Origin of the sequence: Aliiroseovarius salicola (assembly GCF_027891095.1) — a bacterium.
GTDB classification, from domain to species: domain Bacteria; phylum Pseudomonadota; class Alphaproteobacteria; order Rhodobacterales; family Rhodobacteraceae; genus Aliiroseovarius; species Aliiroseovarius salicola.
Genome location: NZ_JAQIIO010000012.1, coordinates 1 through 26,078, shown reverse-complemented (window position 1 = coordinate 26,078; position 26,078 = coordinate 1). Strand labels below are relative to the sequence as shown.

The window sequence follows — 26,078 nt, the reverse complement described above, 5'->3', positions numbered from 1 at the left end:
TCCCTCAATCTTGAAGGAAAATCATGTGCTTCGATTTTGCGAAAGCAAAACCTGGCCGCTTCGAAAGGGCGCGAGATGTATAGATTGCGGTTGTTTGCCATTCGTCATTCGCGGGCATTTGAATGGATCTACCGACGTGTGGAACAGACCCTTGTGGCGATGGATCCCCTGTTTGCCCGGATTGGGTATGAACGGGTGGAGCGCCCGGTGGCGTTGGTGGAGAAAGCGGTCAAGACGGTGCTGTTTGACTGCAAGATGTGCGGGCAATGCGTGCTGTCCTCCACCGGTATGTCCTGTCCGATGAACTGCCCCAAACAATTGCGCAATGGTCCCTGTGGTGGTGTGCGCCCCGGTGCGTATTGCGAGGTGAAGCCCGAGATGAAATGTGTCTGGGCGCTGGCCTGGGACGGGGCGTCGCGGATGAAAAACGGCAGCCAGATCACCGAGGTCTTGCCGCCGGTCGAACGCAATCTGGAGGGGTCGTCCTCATGGCTCAGGGTCAGTCGCGAGAAGGCCGTTCATCTGCGCGAAGCCCGCGAAGCAAGGCGCACCACCATTGCCATGGCTTTTTCCGGCGCGCGCAAGGTTGAACCCTCGACTGCGCCTCTGGTGGAAGAACCCGAAGCCGCCCATAGGGATGTCACAATAGATCCACCCGCCGGCGCCAAAGCGGATGTGAAAGGGGATAAGACATGACCCAGCCTGATCCCGCCACCACTTATGCCCCACCGCCCGAAGGCCATGTTTCTCACAGCAGGCTGGAACGGGTGCTGCGCTCAGGCCGCTTTGCCATCACGGCCGAGTTGAATCCGCCCGACAGCGCCGATCCGGCGGATGTTTACGAGGCGGCGCAACCCCTGTCGGAAGTGGTGGATGCGATCAATGCCACCGACGCATCGGGGGCCAATTGCCATATGTCCTCAATCGGGATTTCCGCGTTGTTGACCCGCGCGGGCTATTCCCCCGTCTACCAGATCTCCTGTCGTGACCGGAACCGGATTGCCATTCAGGGTGACGTGCTGGGGGCGGCGGCCATGGGGGTGAGCAATGTCTTGTGCCTGACCGGGGATGGCGTGGGCGTGGGCGACCAGCCCGGGGCCAAGCCGGTGTTTGACTTCGACAGTATCTCGCTTCTGCGCACCATTCGCACCATGCGCGATGAGAAGGTGTTCCTGTCGGGGCGCAAGATCACCAACCCGCCGCAACTTTTCCTTGGGGCGGCGGAAAACCCCTGTATCGAACCGCATGACTGGCGCCCGGATCGACTGGCGAAAAAGATCAAGGCGGGGGCGGAGTTCATCCAGACCAACTATATCTATGACATCCCGCTGTTTGAGAAATTCATGGCCCGCGTGCGAGATCTGGGATTGGACAAACAGGTCTATATCCTGCCCGGTGTAGGTCCCTTGGCCTCGGCCCGCGCGGCGCGCTGGATGCGCTCAAACGTGCCGGGTATTCATATCCCGGATGATGTGATCAAGCGCATGGAAGGGGCCGAGAAACCGGGTGCGGAGGGCAAGAAGATTTGCATCGAACTGATCCAGCAAATCCGCGAGATTGCAGGCGTATCGGGCGTGCATGTGATGGCCTATCGCAAGGAACATCAGGTCTCTGAGATCATCCATGAAAGCGGCATTCTGGGCACGCGGATCAAGTAACGCGCCCGTTATTTTGCTATTGCGATGTGCTGGTCTAGGGTGGGGTTCATTTGCAGTACCCGTAATCCCAGGCAGGAGCCCCCATGTCCGAGCAGTCCCCCCCGATCATTGCCGCGAAGCACCCGACCAAGGCTGAACTGGAAGAGGGGAAACAATACTTCTGGTGCCGGTGTGGGCGGTCTAAAACCCAGCCGTTTTGTGACGGATCGCACGCAGGAACCGGATTGAAGCCCTTGAAATTCACCGCCGAGAAATCCGGCCCGGCGGTTCTGTGCCAATGCAAGTCCAGCGCCAATGCGCCTTTCTGTGATGGCTCCCATACGCGGCTTGGGAATTTGGAGGTTGGCGATCCCTCCCCTACCCCGAAATCGGACGTGCCGCAGGCGGTGCCAACGCCGGAGGAACCCACCGTGGCCCGTATTCACGAGTTGGCCCGTGACGGGTTGTCGAAACTGGGGCATCACGGTGAGATGGGCGCCATGGGCGTGCCGCGCAAGGACCTGCCCCATTGGGATGACATTCAGATCCTGCCCGCCCAGATGGCCCGCAAGCCGCTTTTGGACGACATGCCGGTTGTTACCTCTGTCACCATCGGGCCGCGGGCGAAAAAACCGCTGACGCTCGATATTCCGTTGTTTGTCTCTGACATGAGTTTCGGCGCGCTGTCCGAAGAAGCCAAGATCGCGCTGGCCCGTGGGGCCGACATGGCCGGCACAGGGATCTGTTCTGGTGAGGGCGGGATGCTGCCCGAAGAGCAGGCCGAGAACAGCCGCTATTTTTATGAGCTCGCGTCTGCCCGGTTCGGATGGGATCTCGATCTTGTGGCCCGTGTGCAGGCCTTTCACTTCAAAGGCGGCCAAGGGGCCAAAACCGGCACGGGTGGGCATTTGCCCGGCGACAAGGTGCAGGGTAAAATCGCCGATGTGCGCGGGTTGGAACCGGGTCAGGCGGCGATCTCGCCCGCAACCTTCCCCGACCTGCACACGCCTGGGGATTTCCGCCGGGTGGCGGATCAGGTGCGTGAACGCTCGGGGGGCATTCCGATTGGGTTCAAGCTTTCGGCCAACCATATCGAAGACGATATCGATTTCGCACTTCAGGCCAGTGCCGATTACATCATTCTCGATGGGCGAGGGGGTGGCACCGGGGCGGCCCCGCTGATTTTCCGCAACCATATCTCGGTTCCGACCATTCCGGCGCTGGCGCGTGCGCGTGCGCATCTGGATGCGCGGGCGGGGCGCGAGGTGACATTGGTCATCACCGGCGGTCTGCGCGTGGCCGAGGATTTTGCGAAGGCGCTGGCGCTTGGCGCCGACGCGGTTGCCGTCAGCAATTCCGCAATGCAGGCGGTGGGCTGCATCGCCGCACGCATGTGCAACAGCAACAATTGCCCCGTAGGGATTGCCACCCAGAAACCCGAGCTGCGCAGGCGGTTGGATGTGCAGGCGGGTGCCGAAAAACTGTCGCGCTATTTTGGGGCAAGTGTCGAGCTGATGCAGGTCTTGGCGCGCGCCTGCGGGCATCACGCGGTCAGTGATCTCAACCCCCGCGACCTGACCACATGGAAACGCGAGATGGCGGACCTGAGTGGCGTGCGGTATGCGGGTGTGCGCAAATAGACCCCTCTCTGTGCGCAAATCGGACTGACATGTCCTGAGGCTTTTCCCATATTCATGCGGAAAGGAGCGAGACCATGTTTGACACACTTAAAATCCGTAGCGACGACATGCCGAGCGAAATGCGTCTCTTGCTCGACACTTATCCGCGCGAGGCGTGGGAAGAACATCCCGGTTTCAAAGAGAAAACCCGCCATTGGCTGGGCGCGCACCGGATGTTCCGCAGGTTGGCGGAACGGGTGCGTCTGGATACGGAAACCTATCTGGACCGAAACCATACACCGGATGAATTTGCCGGGCGGCTGTCCTATTACGGCAGCGCATTGGTGGGCAACCTGCACGGCCATCACGGGTGGGAGGATCACTCCTTTTTCCCGGAACTCTCTACCGCCGATCCCCGATTTGATCTGGGGCTGGAGGTGTTGGAAAAGGACCACGCCGATCTGGATCAGGTGCTTGATCTCTTCACCCGCACCGCAAACCGGGCCATCAAGCTGATCCATCTGGATGAGGCGCAGGCCCGGGATGAAGCGGGTCGGCTGCATGAGGTCACGGAAGGGATTGAAGCCTTTCTGGCAAGGCATCTGGCCGATGAAGAGGAGCTCGCCGTTCCGATCATCCTTCATCATCGACTAAGAGGGTAAGGACAAAACCATGGCAAAAGCCAAAACGGACACGTCGGTCCAAGAGGACCAGACCAATGCCGCCATCCGCCGCGCACGAGGGGAATTCGTGCGCGGCGTCAGCGGGTTTCGACATGCCATTGGTGATGTGGACTTTCCCGCAGAGCCGGGGCGCTATCATCTGTTTGTGGCCTTTAACTGCCCGTGGTGCCACCGCGTCACGCTGGCCCGGTCCGTGCTGGGACTTCAGGACAGTATCACCATGGATGTGGCCTTTCCCAACCGGACGGGTGAGGATGACCCCGAAGGGCCAAACCTGTGGGAATTCACCCCCGACCGCGTCTCAACACTGACCGGCACCCCCCTACCCGAATGCACCTATGAGAACGGGACGGGTCAAAGTTACCGGCTGACAAAAGAAATCTACCGCGCGGAAGGTGCTGACGAACATTCGGTTCCGATCCTCTATGACAAGATCGCCAAGCGCATTGTGAACAATGAAAGCGCCGAGATTATTCGGATGCTGGACCGGCACGCCGCAGCTTTGGGAAGCAACGTGGCCGAAGGTGCTCGACCCCGGCTTTACCCCGACGGGTCCGTGATCCGTGGCGAGATCGATGCGTTGAACGACCTTATTTATCAGGGCATCAACAACGGCGCTTACAAAGCGGGCTTTTCCTCGGACCAATCCGTTTATGCTGCTGCGTTTACCGCCTATTTCGATACGTTAGATCAGCTTGAAACGCGGCTTTCCGATGGTCGCCCATTCCTGACCGGAGACAGGTTCACCGAAGCTGACCTGCGCCTGTTCCCGACGCTTTACCGGCATGATCCCGTTTACTATCTGCGGATGAAGCTGAACGGAGCGAAGATTTACGACTATCCGCATCTGTGGCGCTGGCTGTGTCGCGTTTATGCGCTTGATGGCGTGGCGGACAGCAACTCGCTGATCCATTGCCGGCAGGGATATTTCGGGCGGTCGTGGAACGGGGTTGTCCCAGTTGGTCCGCTAAAACCCATGCCCTATCCCGAGGCCTATCTGCACCCGGAGCTTGCCGACTAAAGATCTGATCCGTTTGTCGCAAAACTGCTTGCCATAGCGTCAGGTGATCACCCATTCTGCCCCGACACCCCTGCCCCGATGCCTGCATCGTGGTCGCGGGGATCCATCGTCATGACAGAACGGAGCATCTCATGTCTGGACACGGTTATGAATCTGGTCGCCTGAACCTGCCTTTCGTCGGCATCGCCACTTTTGGCAAGAAACCCTATGTCGAGAACTGGGACGAGATTGATGCCGATGTGGCCATTTTAGGCGCGCCGTTTGATTTCGGCTGCCAGTTCCGCTCGGGCGCGCGGTTTGGGCCGCGCTCGGTGCGCGAGGCGTCGACGCTGTTCAGTTTCGGCCATGCGGGCGCCTATGACCATGAGGATGACGCCACCTATCTGGGCGAAGAGGTGCGGATCGTGGATTGCGGAGATGCCGACATCATCCACACCAAGACCGAGGAAAGCCACGCGAACATCGCCTATGGTGTGAAGAAGATCCTTGATGCGGGTGCGATCCCGGTGACCATCGGAGGTGACCACTCGGTCAACATTCCCTGCATCAACGCCTTTGCCGAGGATTGCGCCGCGAACGGCCCGATCCACGTGGTGCAGATCGACGCGCATCTGGATTTTGTCGACAACCGCAAGGGTGTGACCGACGGCCACGGCAACCCGATGCGCCGCGCGATTGAGAAAGACTATGTCTCGGGCATGACCCAGCTGGGCATTCGCAACGTGTCTTCGACCGCCAAGGAAGGCTATGAAGACGCCCGCGCCCGAGGTTCGGATATTCTGTCGGTGCGGCAGGTACGCAAGCTGGGTACCGAGGGGGTTCTGGACCGGATCCCCGAAGGCGCGCGTTACTACGTGACCATCGACATTGATGCGTTTTGCCCGTCGATTGCCCCCGGCACCGGCACGCCGAGCCACGGCGGGTTTCACTATTACGACGTGCTGGAAATCCTGCAGGGCCTGTCAAAGCGGGGCGACGTGGTGGGCATTGATCTGGTCGAAGTGGCCCCGGCCTATGACCCGTCAGAAAGCACCCAGATCCTTGCCGCGCAGCTGCTTTTGAACTTCATCGGTTTCATCTTCCACAACCGGTCCTGACAATCAGGGCCGGACCGGATCTTGCTCCAGTTCCAGATGCAGCTTGTCGCCTTCATAAGGGTGTGCAGCGATCCAGTCATCGTTAAGCTCCACGCCCAGACCGGGTGATTGCGGCGGGATCACATAGCCCTCCTGCCAGTCGATCCCGGTGGTTACGCAGGACATGTAAGGCCCGTCAAACCGGCCAAGGCTTTCAAGGATCAGGAAGTTGGGCGAACAGGTGGCGATCTGGATATTCGCCGCCGCCACCACCGGGCCGCAATAGAGATGCGGCGCAATCTGCGCCTGTTTCACCTCGGCCATTCCGGCGATTTTCTTCGCTTCCAAAAGCCCGCCAACACGCCCCAGATTCATCTGTAGGATCGAGGCTGCCCCCAAATCCAGAAGCCGCGCGAACTCGTATTTGGTGGTGAGCCGTTCACCGGCTGCAATGGGGATCGACGTATATTGTGCCACTTCGGCCATGGCCTCCGGCGCATCAGGCGGCACCGGTTCCTCAAACCACAGCGGGTCATAAGCCTCCAACCGTCGCGCCATGCGTTTTGCGCCGGACGGTGTGAACTGCCCATGGGTTCCAAATAGAAGGTCCGCCCGATTGCCCACCGCCTCGCGGATGCGCTTGCAAAAGGCTTCGCTGCGGTCGAGATCGCCAAGCCTCGGCTGATGGCCGTCATGAATTGTATAGGGGCCAGCCGGGTCGAATTTTACCGCCGTAAACCCCTGTTCGATCAACTTGAGAGCGGCCTCGGCAGCAAGGTCCGGGTCATTGTAGACATTGGGCTGGTCGGGATCGGGATAGACGTCACCTTCAGGCGGATAAAGATAGGTATAGCTGCGCAACTTGTCCTGCACCTGCCCGCCCAGCAGGTCATAGACCGGGCGGTCGGCGGCTTTGCCGATAATGTCCCAACAGGCCATTTCCAACCCGCTGACCACCCCCATCACGGTCACATCTGGCCGCATGGTGAACCCCGCGCCATAGGCTTTACGCCAGAAAAGCTCGATCTGATGCGGGTCAGCGCCTGCAAGATGGCGGGCAAACATGTCCTCGGCCATGGCCGCGCAGAGGTGTGGGCCGAATGTGGCGTTGTATATCTCACCGACCCCAGTGATCCCACAGGCGGTGGTCAGGCGGACAAAGATGAAATAGCGCCCGCCGTGGCGCGGTGGCGGGTTGGCGGTGACGAAGGTTTCGATCTTGTCCAGGCGCATGGGGAACCTCTTTTGGTTGGTGCCAGTTGGTGGGTCAGGTGCTGCGGGCGTCCTCCAGAATCAAATCAGCGGCGCGCATTGCCAGCATCATGGTCGGTGCATTTGTGTTGCCCGAGGTGAGATTGGGAAAGCTTGAGGCATCGACCACACGCAGCCCGCCCACACCATGCACGCGAAGGCGATGATCCAGCACCGAATTGCTGGCATCATGCCCCATCCGGCAGGTGCAGCTCGGGTGGAAATTGGTGGCGGCGCGATTGCGGAAGTTTTCTAACATCGCGTCCTTGTTCATCCCTTCCAGATCCGGCGCGTGTGGGGAGGTGGTGACACGGCGCATCGACGGAGTTTGCGATAAGGCCCACAAGACCTCGCAGGCGTGCACCGCATCGCCACGATCCTTTTCGGTGACCAGCGAGTTGGGCTGGATTTCGGGCGCTTTGGTGGGATCGGCAGAGGTGATGGTCACGCTGCCCCGGCTGGTGGGGCGGCAGGGCTGCACCGACAGGATAAAACCGGGATCGGGTTTCAGGTCCGGGCGACCATCGGGCGTCGTGGAATAGGAGGCCGGGTTGCAATAGACCTGCATGTCAGGGGCTGGCAGATCGGGGGATGAGCGCACATATCCGCCGACCTGATTGACCGGAACCGACAGCGGCCCGCGCCTTGTCAGAAGGTAACGCGCCCCGGCGGTTATTTTTCCAAAAACAGTGCCTAACACGCCGTTCAGGGTCGGTTCGCTGGCGGCAAAATGATGGGTGATCGCCAGATGATCCTGCATCCCCTGCCCCACTTCCGACAGATCCTGTACCACGTCGATCCCAACCGATTGCAGGTGCGCGGCGCGACCAATTCCGGAGAGTTGCAAAAGTTGTGGCGAGTTCACGGCCCCGGCAGAGAGGGTCACCTCGGCCTTTGCGGTGACGTGGTGGGTCTGGTCTCCGATCCGATAGGTGAGCCCGGTGACGCGCCGCGCCTCGAAGGTAAGCCGCTCGACCAGTGCTCCGGTCACAATCTGCACATTTGCGCGTTGCTTCGCGGGACGCAGGAAGGCGTCAGCCGAGGACCAGCGCCGCCCTTGTCGCAGATTGCTACGGTAAAAGCCCAGCCCTTCGGTTTCCTCGGCGTTCATATCTTCCACTTGCGGCCAGCCCATGTCTGTGGCGGCAGAGAGGAAATGACGGGTGAAGGGATGCATCTCGGCGCGCAGGTCCGCCACATGGATTGGCCCGTGGGGGTGTTCCAACCGCCCATAGGTCTCGCGCACTGTGTCCCAGCCCCAACCGGTCGCGCCTGCACGTTCCCAATCGTCAAAGTCATGGGCGAGGCCACGCAGATATGCCATCGCGTTGATCGATCCGGATCCCCCCAACACGCGCCCACGTGGCCAATTGGCCTTGCGCCCGTTCAGGCCGGGGTCAGAGGCGGCGGTATACCGCCAGTTCACGCGGGGATCATTGAAGGTCATGCCATAGCCGAGCGGCAGTTTGATCCAGAAACTTGCGTCGGATCCGCCAGCCTCAAGCACCAACACTTTGTGGCGACTATTCGCGCTCAGACGGTCGGCCAGAATGCAGCCTGCAGAGCCTGCGCCGACAATGATGTAATCCACATCCATATGTGATCCGATCGGCCTTTCCCCAGCACCTGTGTTCTGATCAGGATGGAAGGCTGGGCCGGGGCAGACAAACAATGGATTTCTGCGCTAAGGCCTTATAGAATTTGAAGCTAACTCGTGAACCAACAACAGAAACTGCATCAAAAGGCCCTCAATGACCGCTCTGCCCCATGTTACTTGGTTGCGCGCCTTTGAGGCCGCAGCGCGCAACAGCAGCTTTTCAGCAGCGGCGGAGGAGTTGAACCTGACACCTGCCGCCATCAGCCAGCAGGTTCGGTTGCTGGAGCAACATCTGGGGGTGCAGCTGTTCACCCGCCTGCCGCGTGGGGTGGCGCTGACTGATATTGGTCATGCCTACGCCCAACCCCTGCGCCGGTCTTTTGCCGAGATGGCGGAAGCAACCGAGACCCTGTTTGCCACCCCGTCACGGCGTCCGTTGAAGGTGCGGGCGTCGATCAGTTATGCGGCACTGGTGCTGGCCCCGAAACTGGCAAATTTTCGTCGCGCCTCCCCCGAGGTGGATCTGCAACTGACCACCGCTGTCTGGACCGACCGGATCGAGGATGACAGCATTGATGTGGAAATCCGGTATGGGTTTGGCGATTGGGCTGAACGTGACATTCGACATCTGGGCCATCGTCATGCCGAACTGGTGTGTTCGCCGGACCTGGCCGCAGAACTGGGGCCGGACGCAACTCTTCAGGATTTTGCCCCCCACGCCGTTCAGATCATTGGATCGGAAGGCGACTGGCCGCGATTGGCTGCGCAGCGCGGCGAGACGTTGCCACCGATGACCAAAGCGATGAAGGCGGACAGCTCTTTGATTGCGCTGGAAGTGTTGGCGGGTGGTGAGGTTCCGGGCGGGGCGGCGATTGTGTCGGAAGAGTTTTCCCGTCGTTATGTGGCTCAAGGCCTGCTGACCTCACCCCTGCCCGACCGCCTGCCCCTGCCCCGCAGCTTTTTCTTGGTGGTGCCGGATGGGGCAGAAGATCGACGCGAGTTGCGCCTGTTTTGCGATTGGCTGATGTTGCTACATCGTGAGGGCACGGTCTGAGGGTTTCGGGACGTCTATGTGTCTTGAGAAGTCACTGATTTTCTCGGCGGGTGCCAAAAAACCGCCAAAGTGTACAAATATAGGAAAATCAGGAGCTTTTGGATCGGGATCTTCCAATCTGACATTTCCCTGACAAACGCTCTCAGCGAATCGTGAACCGTTCCTTGCTAGGAATATTACGAGAGGACTTTGATCGAGGAGAGAACAGTGTCTGACAATAACAAAAACAATACCCATAAAACCCCCCTGTCGCGCCGCGCCGCGATGGCCCGGCTGGGCGGTGTTGCTCTTGTTGCCTATACCGTGCCATCGATGACGGTACTTTCTGCGGCTCATGCCAGCGGAAACAGCGGCGCGAGCAATAGTGGCGCAAGTAACAGCGCGCCCAGCAACAGTGCACCCAGCAACAGCGCCCCGAGCAATAGTGCGCCGAGCAGCAGTGCACCCAGTACGAGCGCCCCGAGCACCAGTGCGCCCAGCACCAGTGCACCCAGCACGAGCGCCCCGAGTACCAGTGCACCCAGCACCAGCGATCCAAGTTTGCCAAGCGGCGTGGACGCCTCAAGCATCGTTGATGGCGGCAGCTGCGAATCTGCTGGTGGTACCTATGATGCCGGAGCAAATACCTGTACAATTAGCAAGTAAGCTTCGTTTCCGTTGCCCGGATATCATGGCGAAGGCGCCCGCCTCTGAATGGCGGGTGCCTTTCGGTGAAATTCTGAACAATGAAACATGGGAACAGGGATTACAAATTCAGAGGGCATTCCACTGACGAGATATGTGACCTATGCCGAGTTGCAGGCCCCCGTGGCCTTTGACGATGCCACTGATCTTCATCTGATGGCCTCTGAGATCATGCGCCAATGGCCCATGGTCGAAAGCGATAGCCCCTCCGCCCCGCCATTTGCACATCTCGCACCAGCTGCGGATAAACCGAAAAAATGGTGCCTGACCCGTAGCCACGGGGAAGTTGCCCCAAAGATCTGGAACGCTGTGGATGCGATCTGTGATCTGATATCGGAAATGGCCTGGGAGCGGCTTCGCTCGGATCCCGAGCTACTATGCCTGCATGCCGCCGCGGTGGCCTTTGGGGAGCGTTTGGTGGTTTTCCCCAATGCGCGGCGGGCCGGCAAATCCACCTTGTCGACTCTGTTGGCTCGGCTGGGTTTGCCGCTTTTCACCGATGATTTCCTGCCGGTTGATGTCCGGCGACCTGGCCATGAGGCGGGGGCCTCTCGGATCGAGGGCATTGCCAACGGCATTGCCCCGCGTTTGCGCCTGCCGGTGCCTGAAAACTTCTCATCCGAATTGAAGGACTGGGTGCATGGCGCTCCCGGTCGTGCCAATGCGCGCTATAAGTATCTGACCGATCTGCCGATTGCCCCCGGTCGGTCACGGCTGCCCATCGGGGCAATTGTCGTGTTGGATCGGAAAGCGGATCCGACCCCGCCTGCGCTTGAGGTGGCAGAATCTGGTGAGGTCATGACCGCGCTGATCCGGCAGAATTTTTCGCGCGATCAACATGCGGGGCGGATTTTGAAAGCGGCCGAGGCGGTGGTGCGCCATGCACCGCTTTATCGCCTGGTCTATTCCTCGGCGGAAGAGGCAGCGAATTTCCTGAAAGATCACCACCTGCTGCAGGATCTGCCTGCGCCCGAACTGCCGTCAACCTCGGCGCAGGATCAGGGCGATGGTGTAGACAATAACGTGAAAAACGCCCCGACCTATCATTTACCGGATGCGGATCCGTTTGATCCGGTTGCGCTGTATAGTCAGGCACCGGGATTGTCTGAGACATCTCTGGATGGCGCGCATTTCCTGGCGGATGGATCCGGTCATGCCATCCATCAGTTGAACCCCGGATCACAGGCCATTTGGCGCATCTTGTCAGAGCCCGCCAGTGCAGAAGACGTGGCCGAAATCCTGATGATCGCGTTCCCGGATGTGGACCCGGAGCAGATCCGGCAAGACAGCGTGCGGGCCATGCGGCAGTTCGCCAATGCGCATCTGATCAGGGCACATATTCAAGACGCGCCTCACCCTGAGCAGGAGGCCCAACCGCAAACCGGCGGGGTGGTCTCTTGACACAAAAAGGCACATCCACAGCGACAGGCGCAAAAGATCGGCGCCTGACAAGGCGTCAGGCGCTGGCGCGGCTGGGGCTTGGGGCGGCGGCGGCCTATATGACCCCTGCGATGGTGGGGCTAAGTCAGGCAAGGGCCTCCTCTTCTTCCAAGCCTTCTTCGGCGTCTTCGCCAGCCAGTCGGGCAACCCCCCCCTCTGGCCCCTCCGCCTCCTCTGGCCAAAACAAAGCCTCAGCCCCTTCCGGACCCGATAAACCGGCGAATGAAGGTGCCAGCGGACCTTCCTCCATGTCGCGACCCTCAATCCCGCGCGGTGACTGCCAAGTCCCCGCCGGGGCGGATCATCTGACCATCTCTCGGCGGGATTATCAGCGCGCCCAGACTGCGATCCGACGAGGAGAAGCCCGCCCCTTGGACGAGATCGTGAAACTCACCCGCAAAAGCCACCCGGGTCAGCCGGTCAGCGTGGGGTTCAGCACATCCGGGCCCGAGCCGATCTATCAAATTCAGATCGTCACCAGATCAGGCACCGTCATATCTGTAACCGTTGCCGCCCGGTCAGGTCGGATCCTTAAAGCACGGACCTGTTAGATGCGTATCTTAATTGTCGAGGATGAGGTAAAGATCGCCGAGCTGATTGCGGCGGTGCTCGAAGGCGAGGGTTTCATTGCCGAAATGGCGCATGATGGCGAGGAAGGCTGGTTTCTGGGCAGCACCGAAAGCTATGCCGCCGCCATTCTGGATATCGGCCTGCCCGGCAAGGACGGTCTGAGCATCCTCCGGGCGTGGCGAGAGGAAGGGCTGGACCTGCCGGTCATCCTGCTCACCGCGCGCAGCAGCTGGAACGAACGGGTTGCCGGAATTGATGCGGGGGCCGACGACTATCTTGGTAAACCCTTTCAGATGGAAGAGTTGATGGCCCGCCTGCGCGCGCTTTTGCGTCGCAGCGGGGCGCAGAAAGCCACAGTTCTAACGGCAGGAGATGTGCAGTTGGATCTGAAAAAGATGCAGGTCACGCGGGGGGGGCATCCGATCAAGCTGACCCCGTTGGAGTATCGCCTTCTGGCCTATGTCATGCACAATCCTGACCGGGTGATCGGACAGGGTGAACTGGCCGAGGCGATTTACTCGCGCGACCATGAACCCGATAGCAACGCGCTTGAAGTGCTTGTGGGGCGGCTCCGGCGCAAACTGGGCGGCGGCATCATCGAGACCCGTCGCGGCTTTGGCTATATCTTTTCACGGGAAGAAGCATGAGATCTTCGCTTAGCCTGCGACTGCTTTTGATGGCTGCGCTCACCACGACGATGGCCCTTGTCTCTACCGCCTTCGTCCTGAATGTGCTCTTTCAGAATTATTTCGAGAACCGCCTGCAGCAAGAGTTGAACACCCATCTGTTTTCGATCACCGGCCATGTGGGTCTGGACGAGGCAGGTAATGTGGTGATCGCCCCGGTCGCCGATCCGCGCTTTTCCCAGCCGCTGTCGGGCTATTACTGGCAGATTGAGATTGATGATCAACCAGCACAGTTGTCGCCATCCTTCTGGGCAGTGCCACTTGAACTGCCCCGCCCTGCCCTGCCCGGTCAGGTGCAGTATCACACCGTGAACGAAGGCCAGGACGGTGCGCTGTCAATCGCGTCTTGGCATGTGCATTTGACCGGAGATCACGGCCGCGCCGATCCAACAGCGGGGGCCGAAACTGTCGGGCGTCATGAGGTTTTCATTTCCGTGGCTGTCGACCGCAGCGACATTGATATCTCGACCGCCGGGTTTTTTCGCAGCTCGGCAATCTGGCTTGCCGCAATGGGGGCGTTCTTGCTGATCGGGGGCTGGGTGCAGGTGCGGCTGGGCCTGAAACCGCTGGAAAAAATCCGCTATGAGGTCGCTCGGATCATGACCTCCCCCGAGACACGCCTGTCTGAAGATTACCCGCGCGAAGTGCGGCCGCTGGCAAACGAGGTGAACTCGCTTCTCGCCGCCAACGAAGCCTCGCTTGACCGCGCCCGCACCCATTCCGGGGATCTAGCCCATGGGTTGAAAACCCCGCTTACCGTGTTGCAAGGCACCGCGCATCAGCTGCGTGAAAAGGGGGATGCCGAGGCCGCAGCCGAGATCGAGACCGAAGTCAACAACATGCGCCACATCGTCGAACGCGAACTGGCGTCGGTGCGCAACAATACTGACCGGAACCGGTTCAGCACGGTGGCCCCGGTGGCTGCGCGGTTGATCAAAGTGCTGCGTCGCCAACCCAATGCGTCACATCTGGTCTGGGAAGAAGATCTCGACCCCACGGTATTGGCGCCCTTTGACGAGCATGACCTGACCGAACTTCTGGGCAATCTGCTGGACAATGCGATGAAATGGACCCGCGACCGGATCCATCTAACCGTGAGCAATGAGCGTGATCACCATGTGCTGAGGGTTGAAGACAACGGCCCCGGCATCGCACCGGATGACCGTGACACGGTGCTGGAACGTGGCGGGCGGGTGACGCCGGATCGTGCGACCTCCGGTCCCTCCGGGTCGGGTCTGGGGCTGACCATCGTGCAGGATATGGGCGATGGCGCTGGGGTAACGCTGGTCTTGAAAACCAGCGCGCTGGGGGGGCTGTGTGTCGAACTCACCTGGCCCCGCATCGAGATCTGAGGGCTTTCACAATTGTGATCTGATTGGGGGCGGTAACGTGTTACGGTTTCGTCATTCGTTTCTCTGTCATTTCCATCAAGAGGACACGCCATGCTCCGCCTGCTGAGTGTTATTCTCATATTTGCCCTGCCCGCCCCCACCCCTGCCAAGGCGCAGGAAACGGTGAAAACCTCTGCCGGGACCGTGATCATTGAACCGGTTTTGCGCGGGCTGAACGCGCCCTGGGCGGTAGGGTTTCTGCCGGATGGCGGCTTTCTCGTGACCGAACGGGACGGGCGACTGCTGATCGCCAAATCCGGCGACAAGATACGTGCGGTGTCTGGCGTGCCGAAAGTGGTGGCCAAGGGGCAAGGCGGGTTGCTTGATGTGGTGGTGGCCCGGGACTTTGCGCAAAGTGGCGAGATTTTCCTGTCTTATTCCGAACCCCGCACCGGGGGGGCCGCAACGGCGCTGGCGGTGGCGCGGCTTGACGCCAAAGCCGCCCGCCTCACTGATCTGCGCGTGATCTTTCGCATGAAGCACGCCTCTCGCAGCAACAAGCATTTTGGCTCGCGCATTGTCGAAGCCCGCGATGGCACGCTCTTCCTGACCATCGGTGATCGCGGGGATCGTGATCTGGCGCAGGACCCGATGCGCCACAATGGCAAGGTGATCCGCGTGGCGCGGGATGGGTCGATCCCGGCGGACAATCCCTTTGCCAAGGGCGGCGCACTGCCTGAAATCTGGTCGCTGGGCCATCGCAACCCTCAAGGCGCGGCGCTCGATCTGCAAGGCCGGTTCTGGACCGTGGCCCACGGCGCGCGCGGCGGGGACGAGGTGAACCGCCCGGAAGCGGGCAAGAACTACGGCTGGCCGGTGATTTCCTATGGCCGACACTATACTGGGTTCAAGATCGGCGTGGGCACCAAAGCACCGGGCATGGAGCAACCGAGATACTATTGGGATCCCTCCATCGCACCCTCTGGCATGATGATCTATTCGGGCAAACTCTGGCCCAAATGGAAGGGTGACATCTTTATAGGCGCGCTGAAGTTCGACTATATCGCCCGGCTTGAGGGCAATCCGCTGAAAGAAGCTGAACAGCTCTTCCGCGATCAGTTCATCCGCATCCGCGACGTGCGCGAAGCCCCGGATGGCACGATCTGGTTTCTGGCGGTGGGGGACGATGCTCTTTACCGGATAAGGCCGGGGTAGTTGGGATCACATGGTTTCATATTTTTGCAGGACCGAGCGGACCTTCACAGCGCTGAATAAATTTGCAAACTGTCACCACAAATTCCGGAGGTTTGAGTGACAGAAGCAATACGATACCGCGTGATCGGGATGGACTGCGCTTCTTGTGCCGCGAAGATAAAAAAAGCCGTGCACTCGGCCGGCGTGATGGATTTCGAAATTTCAACAACCTCACAAGTTCTTTCTCTGAACGGATCTTTGGATGAGGAAAGTCTTGCAGCTGTTGTCAGTGCCGTGACAGATTTGGGATACGGTCTTGAACATCTGCCCGGATCGACGGCAGACCTGCCTGAAGCCAATCAACCGCACACTTCACAAGAATACCGCCGCGCACTTTGGATCGTGATTTGGCTAAATGTCGGATACGGCGTCGTCGAAATGATCGGCGGCTTCCTGTCGGGATCGCAGGCACTTAAGGCGGATGCGCTGGACTTCCTTGGGGATGGGTTGATCACTTTACTTGGCGTTTTTGCCATAGGATGGGGATTGCTCTGGCGTGCCCGCTCGGCCCTTATTCAGGGAATGTTTCTTGGTTTGCTTGGATTGTACGTGGTGATCGACACACTATGGCGTTTCTTCTCGCAACAGCCGGTCGAGGCTGGGTTAATGGGCATATTCGGCTTAATTGCCCTCGCAGTTAATATTGCGGCTGCGCTTGTCCTGATCCGCCATCGCGCGGGGGACGCGAATGTCAGGGCGGTTTGGCTGTTCTCACGCAACGACGCGATAGGAAATGCTGCGGTTGTGATCGCGGCTCTTGTGGTTGCTTGGACAGGGAGGAGTTGGCCCGACCTGATGACTGCCATTGCCATTGCAAGCCTGTTTCTTCACTCATCCTGGGTCATCTCTCGGGATGCATGGCGCGAGATTGTCAGAGCCAGATCCAGCGGATGATCATAAAGGCATGAAGTTGCTCGCTTTGGATTCTCTCCCTTCCCCAACAAAACCGCCCGCCCGGATCAACCGGACGGGTGCATTGCGTGTTATCAATTTCCCTACTTATGTGAGCGGTGGGCAGGCAGGATATAATCCCCCTCGGCCACACCTTCTGCACACGCCTTGGCGCGGCGGGCGCGGACCGGAGGGCGTTACCAGCCTCACGCCTCCCTTAAGTCAAAGCTCACAATTTCAATCACGCTCATTCCGGCTGCGAGAGCCGCATTCACGCCTTGGGCTGAATCCTCGATTACCAATGTCTTATTAGGCGGGATTTGCATCAAAGAAGCAGCCCCAAGGAATATTTCCGGTGAAGGTTTCGGTGGAAAGCCATCGCTGATGGAAACGATGTGCTCGAAATGATGAAGTAGCCCAACCGCATGGAGCGATGCCACTGCAACTGGCGCCTCAGCATTCGTACCGACCGACAGCGGAAAGTCCCCGCTCAAACTCCGCACCAAGCGCGCTGTCTGCTCTATCAACTGAACTCGGGGACTATTTTCGATGAAGATCGAAATGCTTCTTTCGACGGCTCTGTCGATATTGAGACCGGATCCAAACTCCTGAAACAATGACACCCGATCAAGGCCGGTTCGGGCAAGATACCATTCCCGGTCCAGCGTGTACCCCTGTTCATGTGCTGCCATCCTGAACGCGTGAAAGTGAATGTCAGCGCTTTCGACCAATGTGCCATCGCAATCAAAAATGAACCCGTGATAACCTGCACTCCGGCAATGTGCCTGCCAGCTGTCTGATGTTAAATCCGAGACACCCCTGCGTGCGTGAAGTCTTGCCTTTAGCATTTACGATGCCCGTCCAATTCAAGCGTATTGGTGTATAGCCTTAACCGCGTTGAGAACAATTGTCTCATAAGAGCTGGGTGGGTGTCCATGATACCCGCAGAAACTGAATGCTTCCAATATTCTGGAATTGCGTTACGCTATCGTTGCATTTCGACACTATCCAGAAAACCAACATATGGAAGGTCGAGATTAAGGGCAAAATAATTGAGGGCCGACTGAGACCCCTGATGCCTGACCAATGGGAGGAATAACATGAAACGAATTAATCTAATTGCATTCTCGTCTCTGATTGCCATCGCGGCCAGCGCCACGGCCGCCAGTGCCGACAAGCTGACGCTATATTGCTCGGCACAGGAAGACTGGTGTCAGTTGATGGCCCGGAGTTTCGAAGATGCCACGGGTATCGATGTTAACATGACCCGGAAATCATCCGGTGAAACCTTTGCGCAAGTCAAAGCAGAATCTTCAAACCCTAAGGGTGATGTCTGGTGGGGTGGAACTGGTGATCCGCACCTGCAAGCCGCTGAGGAAAACCTGACGGAAAGCTATATGTCCCCCATGCGTGATCAATTGCATGACTGGGCGATCAGTCAGGCGGAAGGAGCCGATAACAAGACCATCGGTATTTACTCCGGGGCACTGGGATACGGATACAATACAGATCTGCTGGCCGCGAATAACCTGCCAGAACCGTCATGCTGGCGCGATCTTTTGAAGCCGGAATACAAGGGTCATGTTCAGATGGCCAACCCCAACTCTTCGGGGACGGCATATACGACTCTTGCTTCGATGGTTCAGTTGTTCGGAGAGGAGGAAGGCTTTGAATTCATGAAAGGTCTTCATTCTAATATCAACCAGTATACCAAGTCAGGTTCCGCACCGATCAAGGCGGCGGGCCGCGGTGAAAACACCATTGGTATTGTGTTCATGCATGACGCGGTCAAACAGGCGGTGTCCGGCTTCCCGGTCAAAGTTGTCGCCCCTTGCGAGGGGACTGGTTATGAAATTGGCTCGATGTCGATAATATCCGGTGCCCGGAACATGGATGAAGCGAAAAAGTTCTACGACTGGGCGCTTTCAGCCGATGCACAGAATCTGGCCTTGCAGGTCAACGCGTTCCAAGTTCCGTCGAACCGCGGTGCAGAAACTTCGCCATCCGCACCTGACATGTCGACGATCAAGCTGATCGATTACGACTTCAAGACCTATGGCTCATCAGATGAGCGCAAGCGGCTGCTGCAACGGTGGGATGAAGACGTCTCGACGCTGCCGCAGTAAACCATGCGCAACGCGACCCGTGAAAATGCCGTCCATCCGGCGCTGATCTTTTGGATTGCAGCCGGTTGGGTGGGGTTCTGTCTTCTGCCCTGGTATGGGGTGGAAGACGGCTTTTTTACGTTTGAATGGCTGCTGGATGGGTATCCTTTCGACGAGGATTATGCACCAGCAGCGTTTCTGATCGGACAGGGTGAAAAGCTCTGGCTCGCACCGCTTTTGCTTCCGCTTGTCGCCTCGTTGTTTGCGCTTGGCCGGGTGAAAAGCGATCCGGTTTATGCGCGCATACTGGTTATGACGGGCGCTGTCGGATTCGGCTGGCTGATGGCCCAGGGCTTTGGGATTGGCATTCGTGGCTTTTCGTTTGAATGGCTGAAAGCCCTGTTTGGAGATCTGGGGGACCGTCAGTTTGGCATGGGATATGGTGCGTTGGTTGTGGCATCATCGTTCCTGTTTCTGTTCACACAGGGGATTGCGGCACGGGGTGCGATCAATGGTGACGTCTTTGTCGTCAGCGCAATTGGGGGTGTGATTGTCATTGTCACGACCTTCGTCTTTTTCCCGATTGCAAAGATGCTCGTCGCGGCATTTATCACTGAAGAAGGGGGGTATTCGGCCTCCGTATTTGTCTCGAAGTTCTTTGACGACCGTCTGTGGGGTATCGGGTGTTTGTCCGGCGGGCGGTGCGGGGCTGCCTGGAACTCTTTCTTTCTGGCCCTCATCGTCGGGTTTGTAACAACGGCGCTGGGTCTGGTGTTTGCGCTGGTCGTGACCCGGTCAGGATTTCGCTACAAACGCCTGCTGCGCGCCTTGACGGTTCTGCCGATCATCACACCCCCATTTGTCATTGGCCTTGCATTGATCCTTTTGTTTGGACTTTCAGGTTCTGTGACCCAATTCTTTGCCGAGCTATTCGGTATTCAGCCAACACGTTGGCTTTACGGAATGCCGGGCGTTCTGATCGCCCAGACTCTTGCGTTCACGCCTATCGCCTTCTTGGTTTTAATCGGTGTTGTAGAAGGCGTTTCCCCGTCGATGGAGGAGGCCGCGCAAACGCTGCGCGCCGGTCGATGGGAGACATTTCGAACGGTCTCATTGCCATTGATGCGCCCGGGACTTGCAAACGCCTTTTTGCTTGGGTTCATCGAAAGCATGGCAGATTTTGGAAACCCCCTCGTTCTGGGGGGCAATTTTGACGTGCTTTCGACCGAGATTTTCTTTGCCATCGTAGGTGCGCAATATGATCAGGGCAGAGCGGCGGTCCTCGCTATGGTGCTGCTTTTCTTCACTCTGTCAGCCTTTTACGCCCAACGCATGTGGCTGGGCAAAAAGAACTATACGACGGTATCAGGCAAAGGGGATGCTGGCGTGCATCCACTGATGCCCCGAGGACTTGCCATTCCGGTTTTCATCGCCGCTGCGGTCTGGGGTCTTTTCACCATCGTCGTCTATTGCATGATCCTCTATGGCAGCGTGGTTGAGCTGTGGGGCGTGAACAACACGCTGACGTTCAAACATTATGTGACCGCATTCTCGGTCAGGATTGAAGAGACGGGAATTCGCTGGAACGGGGCTGCATGGGACAGTTTCTGGACCACCATTAAGATTTCCGCCGCCGCCGCACCGCTGACGGCGATAGTCGGCCTTGTCACAGCCTATCTTCTGACCCGTCAGACATTTGCCGGTAAAAACGCGTTTGAATTCGGCACCATGCTAAGCTTTGCCATCCCCGGCACCGTGATCGGGGTCAGCTATATCCTCGCGTTCAACGTGCCGCCGATCGAGATCACCGGCACGGGGATCATCCTGATCGTCAGTTTCATCTTCCGAAACATGCCAGTTGGAGTGCGCGCCGGCATCGCGTCAATGAGCCAGTTGGATAAGTCGCTGGATGAAAGCTCGCTGACACTCGGGGCGAACTCCTGGCAGACATTTCGTGCGATCATATTGCCGTTGTTGCGACCGGCTATTTTGGCGGCTTTGGTCTATAGTTTTGTCCGTGCCATGACGGCCATTTCGGCGGTGATCTTCCTTGTCTCGGCGGAATATGACATGGCCACCAGCTATATCATCGGTCGGGTTGAAAATAACGACTATGGGCTTGCCATTGCATATTCCACAACTCTGATTGTGGTGATGCTGTCTGCGGTGGGCATATTGCAGCTGTTGGTCGGACGCACAAAAATTGGTCGCCGCACACAATTCGGGGTGGGAGAATAAATATGGTTGAAACCCAGATTGCCAGCAAAGCCGCACCCGTCAGGTTTGAAAATGTCACCAAGAAATTTGGGCGAGACGTGATCGCGGTGGACAATATCGACCTGCATGTTGAGGCCGGCAAGCTGGTCACATTGCTGGGCCCATCGGGTTGCGGCAAGACCACAACCCTTCGCATGATCGCAGGGCTCGAGATGGCCACGTCAGGTCGGATATTGATCGGCGCTGAAGATGTGACAAACCTGCCTGCAACCGACCGCGACGTTTCCATGGTGTTTCAGTCCTACGCCCTCTTTCCGCATATGACCGTGCTTGAAAATGTGTCTTATGGCCTGAAGTTTTCCGGCTTCAACAAGTCAGAAACGCGAGACAGGGCCATAGCGGGGCTCGACCTGGTTGGGTTGAAGGGATTTGGTGAACGCCTGCCAAGTGAGCTATCCGGGGGGCAGCAGCAGCGTGTTGCCGTTGCTCGGGCGCTGGTATTGGAACCGCAGGTCTTGCTGTTTGATGAACCGCTGTCAAACCTCGATGCCAAGCTTCGCAGACAGGTGCGCGAAGACATTCGGGCAATTCAGCAGGATCTTGGGCTGACTGTTGTTTATGTCACACACGATCAGGAAGAAGCCCTCGCCGTATCAGACGAAATTGTGGTGATGCGAAATGCGTCCATCGCGCAGATCGGAACGCCACGGGAACTCTATGACGCGCCGGTTGATCAATTTGTCGCCGATTTCATAGGCGAAGCGAATATATTGCCCTGCACCATCGAACATGTGGAAAACGATCTGGCGCGCATCAATGTCGATGGGTACCGCTATGAGCTGCCCGCCCGGGGCCTGAGCAGCGGAGCGGCAAAACTGGCGGTCCGTCCATCACGGTTGGTCATCGGGGAAAAGGATGGGTTCCAAGCGCGTATATCCAAGGCCACCTATGTTGGGGTTCGCATGGAATATACGCTTGAGGCAGCATTCGGATCGATGTTTGCGGTGCAGGACGATGTCGATGCGCCGCTCGAAGTTGGGTCCGATGTGACGGTCGGATTTTCCACCAAAGGCCCGGTTTTGCTGCCAGAAGCCTAGTGTTCCGCTGCGAATGCCGTGACGGAAATCTCCAGAAGGCGGTCGTATACTTGCGGCAGTCCGACCACAACCCGCCCACCATCTCGGATCATGGCATCTGCGTTCTGGTCCTCGACGCGCCCACCTGCCTCTGACACGATCAACTGTCCGGCGAGGCAATCCCAGGCGTTCATATGTTCTTCGGAATAGCCCAAAAGGCGTTCAGCCGCGACATAGGCAAGGGAAAGTGCTCCTGATGCATTGCGGTAAAACATTGCCCCTTCATCGGTCAGCGCGGTGACAAGCCGCAGAATGCCACGGCTATCAACCCGATTGGAATACCCGACCCCGACAGTTCCGTCGGAGAGTTGCCTTTGATCTTTAATCTCAAGAGGCTTTCCATTGAGCCACGCCCCTTTCCCCAGCTCGGCAAGGAATGTTTCTTCATTGCAGGGATCATGGATGATGCCGATCTGAGTTTTGCCCTCACAGACGCCCGCAATCACCACGGTCCAGGCGGGGATGCCATTGATAAAGTTCGTTGTGCCGTCAATCGGGTCGATGACCCATGTAAACCCCGATGTCCCCGGAGCAGGTGAATGCTCTTCGCCGACGATGGCGTCATCGGGGAATGTTTCTTGCAGCTTTTCACGTATCAGCAACTCGACATTGCGATCCGCTTGCGACACGAAATCCTGATGACCTTTCTGGTCGATCACCAGTCGATCCTGTTCTCGGAAATATTGTTCTGCAAGCTGACCCGCAGCTTGACAGATATTAATCAGTGTCTTGGCTTTGTTATCCATATCCCCTCGCCATTCCCGTTGCCTGGTCGTGATATTTGATGCTGTGATGATATGGAGGAGGAGCTGCGCGCGCAATCGGCGACAGTTCGGACCGAACGATGCGGCGCGCGTGGTGGGGATGAGGTGAACCGCTGGGAGCCGGCAAGCCCCTCGAGTTGGATCAGCCCCCTCCCCAACAAAAACACCCGCCCGGATCAACCGGACGGGCGTATCTTGTGTCACCTAAGATCCTGCCCGAATTGAGCAGTGGCGGGCCGTTGGATTAATCCCCTTCGGCCACACCTTCGGCACGCGCCTTGGCGCGGCGGGCGCGGAAGCTGGGCAGCATCACCAGAATGACCGCAATCACCAGCAGGGCCAGCGTCATCGGGCGTTCCCAGATGAAGGAAATACCGTCATAAAGCTGCATTGAGCGCGAGAAGTTGTCTTCCAGCATTCCACCCAGAATGAAGCCGATCAGCAGCGGTGCCAGCGGATAGTCAGCAAACTTCAGCGCGGTGGCTCCGATGCCGAAGGCGACCAGAAGCAAGAGCTCGGTGGCGTTGTTCTGCCCGATATAGGCCCCCATCAGGGTGAAAAACAGGATGAACGGGATCAGGTAGTTGCGCGGAATGGCCAGCACCTTGGCGATGTAGGGGATCAGCGGCAGGTTCAGGACCAGAAGGATCAGGTTGCCGATATACATCGAGATGATCACCGACCAGAAGATCTGCGGGTCATCGATCATCAGGCGCGGACCGGGGGTTACGTTCAGTGCAATCAGCGCCCCAAGCAGGATCGCCGTGGTGCCAGACCCCGGAATGCCCAGCGTCAAAAGCGGCACAAACGAGCCGGTACAGGCGGCGTTATTGGCTGTCTCCGGTGCGGCGAGGCCTTTGATCGAGCCTTTTCCGAACTCTTCCTGCTCTTCCTTGGTGGCAAGGTTGCGTTCGACTGCATAGCCCAAGAAGCTCGCAATCGTGGCCCCTGCGCCGGGCAGGACACCGATAAAGAAGCCTTGCAGCGACTGGCGGCCAATGACCGGCGCAATCGCCTTGGCCTCGGCGCGAGAAATGCGCAGTTCAGAGATCTTGCCGTCACCGTCTTGTTTGGCGGTCTTGGGTTTGAGCACGAGGAACAGCGCCTCTGGCAGGGCAAACATCGCCATTGCCAGCGTGATGAAACCAAAGCCCGATTGCAGGTCCATGATCCCCATGGTGAAGCGCGGCATGTTGAACAGAGCGCCCTCGCCCACCGTAGCCATGATCAGGCCAAGCACGGTCATCATCATCGCCTTGGCAACCTGTCCGCTCCCGGCAAAGGCAGCGATGGCCGACAGGCCCACCACCATCAGCGCGAAATACTCGGCCGAGTGGAACAAAAGTGCGACCGACGACAGCGCCGGGGCAAAGACCATCAGAAGCAACGCGCCGATGGACCCGCCCGCGAAACTGGCGATCGCGGCAATGGTCAGCGCCTTGCCCGCCTTGCCCTGTTTCGCCATCGGATAGCCGTCGAAACTCGACGCCACCGTGCCCGCCACGCCGGGGGCATTGAGCAGGATCGACGAGGTCGAACCACCAAAAATCGCGCCGTAATAGACACCGGCCAAAAGGATCAGCGCGGCGGACGGGTCGCCCAGAGAAATCGCCACCGGGATCATGATGGCAATGATCGACATCGGGCCAAGCCCGGGCAACATGCCGATGAATGTCCCGATCAGACAGCCGCCGATCACCATCAACAGGTTTTGCAGGGAAAAGGCCGTTTGCAGGCCAAGCAGAAGTCCTTCAAGCATGTCAGCCTCCAAAAATTCCGGGAAGCGGGCGCATATAGATGCCCAGAACTTCCTGCACCAGATACCAGACCACGCCGCTCGCCCCGAGCGAGACCGGCAGCATCACCAGCCATTTGCGTTCACCCAGAATGTAAGAGCCAAGGATCAGGAATGCCGAAGTTGAGATCAGAAAGCCCAGCGGGCGCAGGCACAGCGCATAGGCAATCATCAGGGCCAGAAGACCAAGCGCCTGACCAAGGTGATACTCGCCCAACCGGCGGTAATCGATGTCCGCCTCTTTCGGGCTGCCCTTCTCAATCCCCAACAGGATGATGGTCGAGGCAATGATGCCAAGCACCGACAAAAGTTTCGGGAAAGTGCTGGGCCAGATCGGGTTGCGTTTCATGAACGGGGCAAGGCCTGCGTCCATCGTGAACCAGGCGGTGTAGCCATAGACCAGACACACGCCCAGCAAGATGAGGGAAATCCAGCGATCAAGCGCCATCGTTTTCTCCTGTTTTGGAAGTCGAGCTGGGGGCTCAGCCCCGGCACCAGTGGTTTCTCGAACCAGTGGCGAACCCACCGGCACCCCCCGGGATATTTCGAGCAAGAGGAAAGAAAATGTTAACCAGTTTCGAGGTAAACCGTCTCTACGGTACAGGCTGGGAAGCCGATGACCGTGCAAGGGGAAGGTGACTTGCCTTCTGTCAGTTGGGGGAGGCCTGCACGGCGTCCCCCTTCCTCTTGCCAAAAATATCCCGGGGAGTATGAGGGGCAGAGCCCCTCATCTTTGACCAGTAGTATCTATCAGAGGAAGCCCAGCTTCTTCATCAGATCACCAATGACCTTTTCCTGACCTTCAAGGAAGGCTTTGAAGTCGTCACCCGAGTTGTGGATGTTTACCCAGCCATTGCGCGCGCGCACGGTTTCCCACTCGGGGGTTGCGTACATCTTGGCAAGAGCATCTTGGTACATGGCCAGCTTGTCACCCGGCAGACCCGGAGCGGCAAAGAACCCACGCCAGTTCACGAACGAGGTGTCGATGCCCTGCTCTTTCATGGTCATCGCATCCGGTGCAGCACCGACGCGCTCGTCCGAGGTCACGCCGATGATTTTCACTTCGCCAGCATTGGCCAGATCAACGGCTTCCGAGAAACCGGTCGACAGGGCTGCAATCTCACCCGACAGCAGGGCTGCCATGGCTTTACCACCTGCGTCATAGGGAATGTACTTCACGCCAAGGGCATCTTTGCCCGCAGCTTCCATCACCATTGCGGCCACAAGGTGGTCCATGCCACCGGGAACCGAACCACCACCGATGGCG

General features: G+C 58.5%; 25 protein-coding genes. 16 read left to right on the top strand and 9 right to left on the bottom strand.

The genetic code is table 11. From position 1 onward, the window contains the following. The first annotated feature begins 36 nt into the window (after positions 1–36). The 6 genes from O2N63_RS15930 (at position 37) to speB (ending at position 6,057) form a co-directional block, all read left to right on the top strand. Positions 37–696, top strand: coding sequence for a methylenetetrahydrofolate reductase C-terminal domain-containing protein (locus O2N63_RS15930; protein ID WP_271055292.1), 660 nt, complete (start codon positions 37–39; stop codon positions 694–696). Further along, entirely contained in the window at positions 693–1,658 is a 966-nt protein-coding gene (locus O2N63_RS15925; protein WP_271055291.1) for a methylenetetrahydrofolate reductase, read from the top strand. Before O2N63_RS15930 ends, O2N63_RS15925 begins: the two co-directional genes overlap by 4 nt. An 83-nt stretch (positions 1,659–1,741) precedes the next feature. Then, a complete protein-coding gene (locus O2N63_RS15920; RefSeq protein WP_271055290.1) occupies positions 1,742–3,277 on the top strand; it encodes a glutamate synthase-related protein in 1,536 nt (511 codons plus the stop codon). 74 nt (positions 3,278–3,351) lie between these two features. Next, entirely contained in the window at positions 3,352–3,918 is a 567-nt protein-coding gene (locus tag O2N63_RS15915; protein WP_271055289.1) for a hemerythrin domain-containing protein, read from the top strand. Between the two features lie 10 nt (positions 3,919–3,928). After that, positions 3,929–4,960 carry a glutathione S-transferase C-terminal domain-containing protein gene (locus O2N63_RS15910; protein ID WP_271055288.1) on the top strand — a complete coding sequence of 344 codons (1,032 nt, stop codon included), beginning with the start codon at positions 3,929–3,931 and terminating at the stop codon, positions 4,958–4,960. A 131-nt stretch (positions 4,961–5,091) separates the two neighbouring features. Continuing rightward, positions 5,092–6,057: an agmatinase gene (speB, locus tag O2N63_RS15905; RefSeq protein WP_271055287.1), complete on the top strand. Its 966-nt coding sequence runs from the start codon at positions 5,092–5,094 to the stop codon at positions 6,055–6,057. A gap of 3 nt (positions 6,058–6,060) precedes the next feature. On the opposite strand, the gene O2N63_RS15900 is transcribed toward speB, so the two are convergent. Both O2N63_RS15900 and O2N63_RS15895 read right to left on the bottom strand, forming a co-directional pair. Continuing rightward, entirely contained in the window at positions 6,061–7,269 is a 1,209-nt protein-coding gene (locus O2N63_RS15900) for a mandelate racemase/muconate lactonizing enzyme family protein (RefSeq protein ID WP_271055286.1), read from the bottom strand. Between the two features lie 34 nt (positions 7,270–7,303). Then, positions 7,304–8,884, bottom strand: coding sequence for a GMC family oxidoreductase (locus O2N63_RS15895; RefSeq protein ID WP_271055285.1), 1,581 nt, complete (start codon positions 8,882–8,884; stop codon positions 7,304–7,306). 154 nt (positions 8,885–9,038) lie between these two features. On the opposite strand from O2N63_RS15895, the gene O2N63_RS15890 reads away from it, so the two are divergent. Further along, positions 9,039–9,938 (top strand): LysR family transcriptional regulator, encoded by a 900-nt coding sequence (locus O2N63_RS15890; RefSeq protein WP_271055284.1) that lies wholly within the window; start codon positions 9,039–9,041, stop codon positions 9,936–9,938. A 332-nt stretch (positions 9,939–10,270) separates the two neighbouring features. On the opposite strand, the gene O2N63_RS15885 is transcribed toward O2N63_RS15890, so the two are convergent. Beyond that, a complete protein-coding gene (locus O2N63_RS15885) occupies positions 10,271–10,507 on the bottom strand; it encodes a hypothetical protein (RefSeq protein ID WP_271055283.1) in 237 nt (78 codons plus the stop codon). Positions 10,508–10,670: 163 nt separating this feature from the next. On the opposite strand from O2N63_RS15885, the gene O2N63_RS15880 reads away from it, so the two are divergent. After that, positions 10,671–12,023: a PqqD family peptide modification chaperone gene (locus tag O2N63_RS15880; RefSeq protein ID WP_271055282.1), complete on the top strand. Its 1,353-nt coding sequence runs from the start codon at positions 10,671–10,673 to the stop codon at positions 12,021–12,023. Positions 12,024–12,147: 124 nt separating this feature from the next. On the opposite strand, the gene O2N63_RS15875 is transcribed toward O2N63_RS15880, so the two are convergent. Next, positions 12,148–12,312 carry a hypothetical protein gene (locus O2N63_RS15875; RefSeq protein WP_271055281.1) on the bottom strand — a complete coding sequence of 55 codons (165 nt, stop codon included), beginning with the start codon at positions 12,310–12,312 and terminating at the stop codon, positions 12,148–12,150. On the opposite strand from O2N63_RS15875, the gene O2N63_RS15870 reads away from it, so the two are divergent. The 5 genes from O2N63_RS15870 to O2N63_RS15850 all read left to right on the top strand — a co-directional run bounded on the left by O2N63_RS15870 (position 12,311) and on the right by O2N63_RS15850 (position 16,797). Beyond that, positions 12,311–12,613 (top strand): PepSY domain-containing protein, encoded by a 303-nt coding sequence (locus O2N63_RS15870; RefSeq protein WP_271055279.1) that lies wholly within the window; start codon positions 12,311–12,313, stop codon positions 12,611–12,613. The two genes, O2N63_RS15875 and O2N63_RS15870, sit on opposite strands and share 2 nt — an antisense overlap. Continuing rightward, positions 12,614–13,279 carry a response regulator transcription factor gene (locus tag O2N63_RS15865; RefSeq protein WP_271055278.1) on the top strand — a complete coding sequence of 222 codons (666 nt, stop codon included), beginning with the start codon at positions 12,614–12,616 and terminating at the stop codon, positions 13,277–13,279. Continuing rightward, positions 13,276–14,670, top strand: coding sequence for an ATP-binding protein (locus O2N63_RS15860; protein WP_271055277.1), 1,395 nt, complete (start codon positions 13,276–13,278; stop codon positions 14,668–14,670). The genes O2N63_RS15865 and O2N63_RS15860 overlap by 4 nt, the downstream gene beginning before the upstream one ends. A 90-nt stretch (positions 14,671–14,760) precedes the next feature. Next, complete coding sequence (locus tag O2N63_RS15855; RefSeq protein ID WP_271055276.1) at positions 14,761–15,864, top strand: PQQ-dependent sugar dehydrogenase; 1,104 nt, start codon at positions 14,761–14,763, stop codon at positions 15,862–15,864. Between the two features lie 96 nt (positions 15,865–15,960). Then, complete coding sequence (locus O2N63_RS15850) at positions 15,961–16,797, top strand: cation diffusion facilitator family transporter (RefSeq protein ID WP_271055274.1); 837 nt, start codon at positions 15,961–15,963, stop codon at positions 16,795–16,797. 203 nt (positions 16,798–17,000) lie between these two features. Here O2N63_RS15850 and O2N63_RS15845 read toward each other — a convergent pair whose 3' ends face one another. Further along, positions 17,001–17,642, bottom strand: coding sequence for an HAD family hydrolase (locus O2N63_RS15845; protein ID WP_271055273.1), 642 nt, complete (start codon positions 17,640–17,642; stop codon positions 17,001–17,003). A gap of 252 nt (positions 17,643–17,894) precedes the next feature. On the opposite strand from O2N63_RS15845, the gene O2N63_RS15840 reads away from it, so the two are divergent. Genes O2N63_RS15840 through O2N63_RS15830 form a run of 3 tightly spaced genes read left to right on the top strand, consistent with a single transcriptional unit; the run spans position 17,895 to position 22,213 of the window. Beyond that, positions 17,895–18,920 (top strand): ABC transporter substrate-binding protein, encoded by a 1,026-nt coding sequence (locus O2N63_RS15840; protein ID WP_271055272.1) that lies wholly within the window; start codon positions 17,895–17,897, stop codon positions 18,918–18,920. 3 nt (positions 18,921–18,923) lie between these two features. Further along, positions 18,924–21,137, top strand: a complete 2,214-nt coding sequence (locus O2N63_RS15835; protein WP_271055271.1) for an ABC transporter permease — start codon at positions 18,924–18,926, stop codon at positions 21,135–21,137. Between the two features lie 2 nt (positions 21,138–21,139). Then, a complete protein-coding gene (locus tag O2N63_RS15830) occupies positions 21,140–22,213 on the top strand; it encodes an ABC transporter ATP-binding protein (RefSeq protein WP_271055270.1) in 1,074 nt (357 codons plus the stop codon). On the opposite strand, the gene O2N63_RS15825 is transcribed toward O2N63_RS15830, so the two are convergent. The 4 genes from O2N63_RS15825 to O2N63_RS15810 form a co-directional block, all read right to left on the bottom strand. Continuing rightward, positions 22,210–22,998, bottom strand: coding sequence for an inositol monophosphatase family protein (locus O2N63_RS15825; RefSeq protein ID WP_271055269.1), 789 nt, complete (start codon positions 22,996–22,998; stop codon positions 22,210–22,212). The two genes, O2N63_RS15830 and O2N63_RS15825, sit on opposite strands and share 4 nt — an antisense overlap. Positions 22,999–23,260: 262 nt before the next feature. Beyond that, the gene (locus O2N63_RS15820; protein WP_271055268.1) at positions 23,261–24,775 is read right to left on the bottom strand and encodes a tripartite tricarboxylate transporter permease; all 1,515 of its coding nucleotides are present in this window, start codon (positions 24,773–24,775) and stop codon (positions 23,261–23,263) included. A 1-nt stretch (position 24,776) separates the two neighbouring features. Beyond that, positions 24,777–25,259, bottom strand: a complete 483-nt coding sequence (locus O2N63_RS15815; protein ID WP_271055267.1) for a tripartite tricarboxylate transporter TctB family protein — start codon at positions 25,257–25,259, stop codon at positions 24,777–24,779. Between the two features lie 302 nt (positions 25,260–25,561). Beyond that, positions 25,562–26,078 (bottom strand): Bug family tripartite tricarboxylate transporter substrate binding protein (locus tag O2N63_RS15810; RefSeq protein ID WP_271055266.1); only part of this gene is annotated, 517 nt, incomplete at its 5' end.